This window comes from Streptomyces sp. LS1784 (assembly GCF_020103755.1).
Classification (GTDB): Bacteria; Actinomycetota; Actinomycetes; order Streptomycetales; family Streptomycetaceae; genus Kitasatospora.
The window spans coordinates 22901-30215 of record NZ_JAHSQD010000039.1 but is presented as its reverse complement, the minus strand read 5'-3'; the positions used below and the strand labels follow the sequence as shown (position 1 = coordinate 30215).

Annotated in this window: 7 protein-coding genes; 4 read left to right on the top strand and 3 right to left on the bottom strand. The window is 73.2% G+C overall.

Features of this window, described 5'->3' with window-relative positions; translation table 11 throughout:
- Together KS423_RS07900 and KS423_RS07895 are read left to right on the top strand one after the other, a co-directional pair.
- A partial coding sequence (locus KS423_RS07900) for a glycerophosphodiester phosphodiesterase family protein (protein WP_263454604.1) occupies positions 1–394 on the top strand: 394 nt, incomplete at its 5' end.
- Positions 391–1800 (top strand): MFS transporter, encoded by a 1410-nt coding sequence (locus KS423_RS07895; RefSeq protein WP_374119916.1) that lies wholly within the window; start codon positions 391–393, stop codon positions 1798–1800. The genes KS423_RS07900 and KS423_RS07895, both read left to right, overlap by 4 nt.
- A 136-nt stretch (positions 1801–1936) precedes the next feature.
- On the opposite strand, the gene KS423_RS07890 is transcribed toward KS423_RS07895, so the two are convergent.
- Both KS423_RS07890 and KS423_RS07885 read right to left on the bottom strand, forming a co-directional pair.
- Complete coding sequence (locus KS423_RS07890; RefSeq protein ID WP_224276553.1) at positions 1937–2302, bottom strand: hypothetical protein; 366 nt, start codon at positions 2300–2302, stop codon at positions 1937–1939.
- Positions 2303–2642: 340 nt separating this feature from the next.
- Complete coding sequence (locus KS423_RS07885; protein ID WP_224276551.1) at positions 2643–3212, bottom strand: CGNR zinc finger domain-containing protein; 570 nt, start codon at positions 3210–3212, stop codon at positions 2643–2645.
- An 86-nt stretch (positions 3213–3298) separates the two neighbouring features.
- Between KS423_RS07885 and KS423_RS07880 the strand changes: the two genes are divergently transcribed.
- Positions 3299–4915, top strand: coding sequence for an FAD-dependent monooxygenase (locus KS423_RS07880; RefSeq protein WP_224276549.1), 1617 nt, complete (start codon positions 3299–3301; stop codon positions 4913–4915).
- A 101-nt stretch (positions 4916–5016) separates the two neighbouring features.
- Here the strand turns inward: KS423_RS07880 and KS423_RS07875 are convergent, their stop codons facing one another.
- Positions 5017–5553, bottom strand: coding sequence for a DUF1707 domain-containing protein (locus KS423_RS07875; protein ID WP_224276547.1), 537 nt, complete (start codon positions 5551–5553; stop codon positions 5017–5019).
- 197 nt (positions 5554–5750) lie between these two features.
- On the opposite strand from KS423_RS07875, the gene KS423_RS07870 reads away from it, so the two are divergent.
- Entirely contained in the window at positions 5751–6998 is a 1248-nt protein-coding gene (locus tag KS423_RS07870; RefSeq protein ID WP_224276545.1) for a serine hydrolase, read from the top strand.
- Positions 6999–7315 lie beyond the last annotated feature (317 nt).

Sequence of the window (7315 nt, the reverse complement as noted above, 5' to 3'; positions counted from 1 at the left end):
CGCCGCCGGCCCGCGGCTGGCCACCTCGCTCGGCCCGCGCGAGGTGGCCCGGCTGCGGCTGCGCTCGCTGGCCGAATCGTTCCTGCCGACGTCCGCTCCGGGGCCGCTGTCCCGGCGCCCGGGAACGCCGTTCGCCGGGCTCTGCGCGCAGGTGCCGGAGCGGCACCGGGGCGTCCGGGTCGTCGACCGGGCCTTCGTCCGCACCGCCCACCGGCTCGGTCTCCAGGTGCACGTCTGGACTGTGGACGATCCCACACGGATCAGGGCTCTCCTCGACCTGGGTGTGGATGGCATCATGGCCGATCGCATCGACGTCCTGCGGGACGTCCTCGGCGAGCGCGGCTGCTGGACGGACGGCAGTAACGGCTCCAGCACGGTGATGGGAACCCCATGAGCAGCACGAACTCGGCGACACACCTGCCGGACGACCCACCGACCGACCCCACGGCCGCCACCGACGACGGACGGTCGCTGCGCCGGATGCAGTTCGGCTGGTACATCAACGACTGGGCCAACGCCGCCTTCTCGGCCACCGTGCTGACGGTGTTCCTCGGCCCGTACCTGACCAGCGTCGCCAAGGACGCCGCCGACGCGGCCGGTGACGTGCACCCGCTCGGCCTGTCGATCCGCGCAGGATCGTTCTTCCCGTACACGGTCTCCTTCTCCGTGCTGCTCTCGGTCGCGGTGATGCTGCTGACCGGCACCGTCGCCGACCGCACCGGCCGGCACAAGGAGCTGATGTGCGGCTTCGCGTACGTCGGCTCGCTCGCCACCATGGGGATGTTCTTCCTCGACGGCGACCGCTACCTGCTCGGCGGCGCGCTGCTGGTGGTCGCCAACATCTCGTACGCGGTCTCGGTCGCGCTCTCCTACGCCTACCTGCCCGGCCTGGCCTCCCCCGACGAGCGCGACAAGGTCTCCTCGAAGGGCTGGGCCTACGGCTACGCGGGCGGCGGACTGCTGCTGATCGCCAACCTGGCGCTGTTCCAGGGCCACGACGCGTTCGGCCTGGACTCCGGCACCGCCGTGCGGATCTGCCTGGCCTCGGCCGGGCTGTGGTGGGCGCTGTTCACCATCGTCCCCATGCTGCGGCTGCCCTCCCGGGCCGGCATCGCCCCCAGCCGCGCCGCGGACCGGACCAGGGACGGCGAGCCCGCCGCCGGCAGCCTGCGCGAACTCGCCCGCACCCTGCGCGGCATGCGCGAGCACCCGCTCACCCTGCTCTACCTCGCCGCCTTCCTCTGCTACAACGACGGCATCCAGACCGTCGTCTCCCAGGCCTCGCTCTACGGCAGCGAGGAACTCGGCATGGACCAGACCTCGCTGGTCACCGCCGTACTCCTGGTCCAGGTCGTGGCGATCGGCGGCGCCCTGCTGCTCGGCCGGATAGCCCACCGGTACGGCGCCAAGCGGACCATCCTCGGCTCCCTGGTCGGCTGGGTCGTCACCCTGGCCCTCGGCTACTTCATGCCCGCCCACCAGCCCGCCTGGTTCTACGTCCTGGCCTGCATGATCGGCCTGGTGCTCGGCGGCAGCCAGGCACTCTCCCGCTCCCTGTTCTCCCACCTCATCCCGCCCGGCAAGGAGGCCGAGTACTTCAGCTTCTACAAGGTCAGCGACCGCGGCACCAGCTGGATGGGCCCGCTCGTCTTCGGCCTCGCCTACCAGATCACCGGCAGCTACCGCTCGGCGATCATCTCGCTGCTGGTCTTCTTCGTCATCGGCTTCGCCGTGCTGCTGAAGGTCCCGGTCCGCCGTGCCATCGAGGCCGTCGGCAACCCGGTGCCTGAGCGGCTCTGACGGTCCTGACGGTCCGTGGTACCAGCCGGGCCCAGGCGGCGCATCGGCACGACCCGCTGATTCGGCCTCCACCTCCGTGGGTGGAGGCCGAATCGGCTTGGGGCAGCGGACGGCGGCTACCCGCCCGCCGTCGGCGTCAGCAGCCGATGTAGCGCATGGAGACGCTGGTGAAGTGGGCGCCCGAGGGGGCGTAGAGGGTGATGGCGCGGGACTTGCCCTTGCCGCCGGCCCAGTCGCTGTCGACGTGGCCGCCGTTGGAGAGCTTGCCGCGCACGTAGGGACAGCGCCCGTCCGCCTTGGTGTCGTGCACCGTGCCGACGAGCTTGGCGTGGTTGTTGCACGTCTTGCCGTTCGCGTAGCCCTCGCCGGAGCTGATGCTCCAGTTCTGGGTGCACGAGTCGGCGGGCGGCGCGGCGTGGGCGCCGGTGACCGGAAGGAGCAGGGCGGCGAGGGTCAGAGCGGCGACGGCGGCTCCGGGGACGGCGAGACGGCGCTTGGACATGGCGGTACCTCCACACGGGGTGCACGGTGGACATCCGGGCCGGGGCATCGGGCGGCGCGCGACACACGACACGCGCGGCACGTTCGACCGCCCGCCCTCGGCCGTCCATCGAGCGTGACGTATTCGAACGACCGTCGTCAACGGAGGAGGCGGGCGCGGGCGACGGCCTACCGCCCCTGGGGTGCCGGGGCGGCACGGGCGACCCAAAGGCTACGTCCCGCACCATGGGGGTGGGGTCGACGGCCCGGATCGGTGTACGAACTCAGCGCTGGGGTTCGGCCATGGCGGCGCCGGGGACGGCGACCGGTACCCGGCGGCGCCCCTGCCCCCTCCGCGGGTCTCAGATCCGTTCCCCCTTCTGCGCCCGGTGGGCGGCGACGCGCACGCGGGTGGCGCAGCGCGGGGTGCAGTAGCGCTGCGGGGTGCGGCGGCCGGTGTCGATGAAGAAGCGTTCACAGCCCGGGGCGGCGCAGCGGCCCCAGGCGCAGCCGCCGCGTTCGCTGAGCCACAGGCCGAGGGCGAGAGCGGCGGTGGAGAGCAGCCAGTGGGTGAGGCCGGCGTCGGCGGGCGCGTGGGTGTGCAGGGACCAGGGCCGGCCGGGGAGGCGGACCAGTCGGGGGCGGGCCGGGTGGCGGTCGAGCAGGGCGTTGATCAGCTCGGCGGCCCGGTCCGGGTCGTCGGTTTCGAGGACGGCGATCACCTCGGCGGTGGCGGTGCGCAGTTCGCGGGCGTCGGCGTCGGTGAGCCGGAAGGGCGGGCCTCCGTGGCGGTCGAGGAGGGCCTGGAGTTCGGCGGCGCCCGCGTCGGGGTCCTCGCGGACGGTGTTCGCGAGTTCGGTGAGGAAGTGGAGCCCGCGGGGGTTGCCGCCGCCGCCGTCGCCGTCGCTGTCCTGGGGCTGGGGCTGGGCCATGGGGTCGCCTCGAAACGTCGGAGAGGTGTCGTCCACACCATGGTAACTTCAAAATATCCCGGAAGGCGTTACTGAGGAGTGGTGGCATGCGATTCCCGGAGACCACGTCCGTGCTCGTCGTCGGCGGAGGCCCGGTCGGCCTGACCCTGTCCGTCCTGCTGTCCGGCCACGGCGTGCCGCACCTGCTCGTCGAGGCGCACCCGGCCACCTCGCACCACCCCAAGGCCCGTGGGGTGTCGGCGCGTTCGATGGAGGTCTTCCGGCGGTGCGGCCTGGAGACGGAGGTCCGGCGGGCCGGTCTCCCGGCCTCTCAGGTGTTCTTCTACCGGGGCCGCGACCTGGTCGACCCGGACTTCGTCCGCACCGGTGTGGCGGCCGGCCAGGCGGAGGGCGCCGAGCGCACCCCCTCGCCCGGGCTGATCTGCTCGCAGGACGCCCTGGAGGCCGTCCTGCTCCGACGCGCCCGCCAACTCGCCCCGGACGGCGTCCGGTTCGCCACCCGGCTGCTCTCCTTCACCCAGCAGGACGGACACGTCCGGGCCCTGCTGGAGGACCGGCACACCGGCGAACGCCACACCGTGCGCGCCGACTGGCTGGTCGGCTGCGACGGCGCGTCGAGCACAGTCCGCGAGACGGCCGGGATCGCGATGGCGGGGCCGACCGGCCTCGGCCACTTCCTCAGCATCCGCTTCGAGGCACCGCTCGGCGAGGTGGTGGCCGACCGCGCCAGCGCCTCGTACTTCCTCACCGAGCCGGGCCGCGGCGGCTTCCTGGCCGTCGACAACGACCGGCAGTGGATCTACCAGCACCCGTACGACCCCGAAGACGCGGACACCGCAGCCCTGCCGGCCGACCACCAGGCGCTCGGCCGACTCGTCCGGGAGGCCGCCGGGCTGCCCGGGCTGGCGGTCACCGTCCGGGACACCATGACCTGGCGAATGGACGCCCGCCTCGCCGACACCTACCGCCGCGCCCGGGTGCTGCTCGCGGGCGACGCCGCCCACGTGGTGCCACCGACCGGCGGGCACGGCATGAACGCCGGAATCGGCGACGCGGACAACCTGGCCTGGAAGCTCGCGGCAGTCACCGCCGGGACGGCCGGCGAAGCACTGCTGGACACCTACGAGACCGAGCGCCGCCCGGTGGCCCGGCAGGTCATCGACGTCTCGCTCGCCAACTCCCGCGCCCGCACCGGCTACCGGATCGACGACGAGCTGCTGCTCACCGCCGCCTACCGCTCGACGGCGGTCCTCGCCGACCCGGGCGGCCCCGAACGGCCGCCGCTGGACCCCGAGCACGAACACCCCGACGGCGCGCCCGGCACCCGACTCCCCCACCTGCGGCTCGCCGGCCCGCCCGGGGCCGCGTCCACCCTGGACCTGGTCGAGCCCGGCTTCACCCTGTTCACGGCCGGGGAGCACGCCTGCTGGCAGCGGCAGGCGGACACGGCGACGGCGGCAGGACTGCCCGTCACCGTGCACACCCTGTCGGCTCCCGGCTGGTCCGAGGCCACCGGCCTCCCGGCGGCCACCGGAGCCCTCCTCGTCCGCCCGGACGGCCACATCGCCTGGCACTCACCGCAGCCGCCCACCGGCGACGGGCAGGTGCTCGCCGCCCTGCGGCGGGTGCTGTCGGCGGAGCAGGGGGCGGTCCGTACGGCCCGGGTTCCGATCGCGGGCCGGTTCGGCTCCGGGGCGTCGTGATCCGCCGGCCGGTCGCCGGCGCTACGAACAACTGGTGCCGCCTGGAGAGCACTTGACAGGCAGGGGGCCGGATCGGCCACCGCCACTGCCGGTGATGCGCCTCAGTTCCTCGCGTGGCGGATCTTCAGCCGGCCGAAGCCGGTGGTTCCGGTGATCCGGATCGTCGGGTTGCCCACCGAGGGACGGCGGGGAGGGGTGTAGCGCACGTCCTTCCAGCCTCCCTGGAGGCCGTCGATGTCGACGACGGCGTCACGGGGGACGGTGATCCTGGCGCTGCCGGTACCGAGTCCCAAATCGATGTCGATCACCGGGTGTTCGATGAGCGCCTTCGACAGGTCCAGGTGCACCCGGCCGAACGCCGACACCACCTTGAAGGTGCGGGGAACCCGCCAGGGACCGCGGCGCACGAGGCGCCCGCTGGCGGCGGCGATGGTGGGGGTGGTTTCCGGGTTCGGCTCGGGGAGCGAGGCCAGGGACGGTGCGAGGTCGGCGTGCGTCCTGGCGGTGAGCACCCGGTGGAGGCGGTCGTCCATCTCCTCGTGGGAGATGTGCCCTTCGGCGAACGCCTCTTGCAGGCGCTGCACGGCCTTGTCGCGTTCGGCGTCGCTGATCGGCGGATTCTCAGGGAGAGCGGTCACCGTCTCACTCTAACTTCCGTTCCGTGGAAGGATCATGGCGCCCACCCGTGTAAGCCTGCCGGATGGGGCCCGGCCGGCTCGACCGGTCCCAGGTAGGACAGCGCGCGACACCTCCGACGGATGCCCCGGCAGGGACCCCACCGGCAGGCTCGATTCCAGGGCGGCGATGCGCGCCTGCCCCTGGAGGGAAGCAGCCCATGTCCGACGTGACGACACATCCGCGCACTCCGGGATTCGGCATCCGCTCGGCGGCCGCGTTCCTGGCCGCCGCCGCCATGCTCGGCGCCGGCGCCGCCCCGAGCTTCGCCGCATCCACCGCCCGGCCGACGGGCCCCGTCCAGTCGACGGGCGAGGACCGGGAACTGCCCCCGGACACCGCCGAGGCCACCGCGCTGCGCACCACGCTGCAGGGCATCGTCGACGCCGGTTCCTCGGCGGCCGTCGGCGAGGTCCGCCAGGACGGGCGGACCGTCTGGCGCGGGCAGGCGGGCGTCGCCGACCTGGCCACCGGCGCGCCGGTACCCGCGCACGCCCGGTTCAGGATCGGCAGCGTCACCAAGACCTTCGTCGCCACCGTCGTGCTCCAGCTCTCCGCTGAACGGCGGATCGGCCTGGACGACCCGATCGAACGCCACCTGCCCGGCGCGGTGCCGAACGGCGCGGCCATCACCGTCCGCCAACTGCTCAACCACACCAGCGGGTTGTACAACTACACCGACGCTCCGGGCCTGGACCCGCAGGACGAGGCCCAGTACCGCAGCTGGCTGGCCGGACCGCGCTGGCACACCTACCAGCCGACCGAACTGCTCGCACTCGCCAACGGCAACGCCCCGTACTTCCCGCCGGGGCAGGGCTGGCACTACTCCAACACCAACTACCTGCTCGCCGGCCTGCTCGTCGAGAGGATCACCGGCCACTCCTGGCAGCGGGAGGTCGACCGGCGGGTCATCCGGCCGCTGGGACTGCACGACACCACCATGCCCGGGCAGTCGCCGCTACTGCCCGGCCCCCACGCCCAGGGTTACGTGAAGCTCTCGACCGGTCCGGTGGACGTCACCGAACTCAACCCGTCCGTCATGGGCGCCGCCGGGCAGGGCATCTCCAGCGCCGCCGACCTCAACCGGTTCACCGCCGCCCTGCTGGACGGCCGCCTGCTGCGGCCCACCGAGATCGCCGAGATGACCAGGACGGCGGACGCCGGACCGGGACGCGGATACGGGCTGGGGCTGGCCCGGTTCGACACCCCGTGCGGGGTCTTCCGGGGCCACAGCGGAGACCTCCCCGGCTACTCGACGATGGTCGCCGGCACCGCCGACGGCCGGCGCCGACTCGTGCTCTCCCACAACCCGTACGACCGCTCCGACCCGCGCGCGGCCAAGGCCGCCGTCACGGCCTTCCTCACCGCGGCCGCGTGCGGCACCGGGTTCGTCCGGGTGGTGCGGTGATCTGTCGCTGCCCACTCGGCGTCAGCCGGATGCCTCTCCGCGTCGACGGACGAGCGCGGACCAGGGGCCGTGCGAGGACGGCCTCGCACCAGTCGGCCGTGCGGTGGGCCGCTTCGGCAGGGCTGCCGGACGTGCCGAACGCGAACTCGGTGGGCTCGTCGGGAAGGGTGAAGCACTGGTTGTGGAGCCTGTCGCCACGGACGCCGGTGCCGTCGAAGTGACACCCGATGGTCAGGACGCCCCGTCCGCGCACCGGGTCGTCGATGTCCAGGTACGCCGGCAGCTGACCGTACGGGGTGTGCGGTGCGACCAGGACC